1 protein-coding gene is annotated in these 841 nt (G+C 48.3%); it reads right to left on the minus strand.

Going from position 1 to position 841, the window contains the following annotated elements; translation table 11 throughout:
* Nucleotides 1-21: 21 nt before the first annotated feature.
* A partial coding sequence (locus CRP01_RS41720; protein ID WP_222845967.1) for a phosphoadenosine phosphosulfate reductase domain-containing protein occupies nt 22-841 on the minus strand: 820 nt, incomplete at its 5' end.

Here is an 841-nt window from a genome sequence, read left to right on the forward strand (position 1 = left end):
GGGCCGTTATTGTGTGATTAATTAAACTTCGCAAATTTCCATTTCCCCGGACATTACCTTTTCTGTCTTGGGATCTATCAGGTTTGCGAAATCAACCTGACAGAATATGCCGCAACTTGGTATTACTGCCGTAGGTATGCGGCCTTGCTCCGGTTCCAGTTCATCCAGAAAAACGGGTTTTGAACCACCCTCTGGCAGATCCTCTTTAATACAGGCATGACCGGCATTCCGCTCGGCCTTCGCCATATCCGAGAACACTTCCGGGAAGTCCTGCCGGATCTTATTCCAGTAACCTTTCTTGCCTTTCACGCAGCCGATACAGTTGTTGTTACTGTATCCTAGCTTGTACATTTCAGGTAGTTCGATACCGGCCATGCGGACAAGCCCGGCGCATTCATCCTTAGTCAGTCGCTTTTCGATCAGCGGGTAAATCGGATTGGTGTGCGGGTTCTGCTCCTTGAACCGGATGGCCCGGTTGATCTCCGCCTTTGAGTATTCAAAACCAAATATCTGATTATCTGGCTGTAACACTTTTTCGGTTTCCCGTCTCACTTCCTTTTTTAATTCCAGAGTGCAACGTGCGCCGGTCGGTCCGTTCACGTATCCGGTTTTCTCTATTACGTCCAGGTGATCCCGGTAGCCTTTCGAGTTCTGGACGATGTTGATTTTCTGACCAAACCAATTTTCACAATCTGCGATGTACCGCAAGTTGTCCGGGTGATGTGCGCCGGTTTCGATGTAATATATCTGTACGTCATCGAATTGCTCTAAGGCTAGCTTACACGCCACCGTCGAAGTAATTCCCGCGCTAAACCAAGCTAGTCTCATAAAACGTCCATTT

This window comes from Flavilitoribacter nigricans DSM 23189 = NBRC 102662 (genome assembly GCF_002646595.1).
GTDB lineage: Bacteria > Bacteroidota > Bacteroidia > Chitinophagales > Saprospiraceae > Flavilitoribacter > Flavilitoribacter nigricans.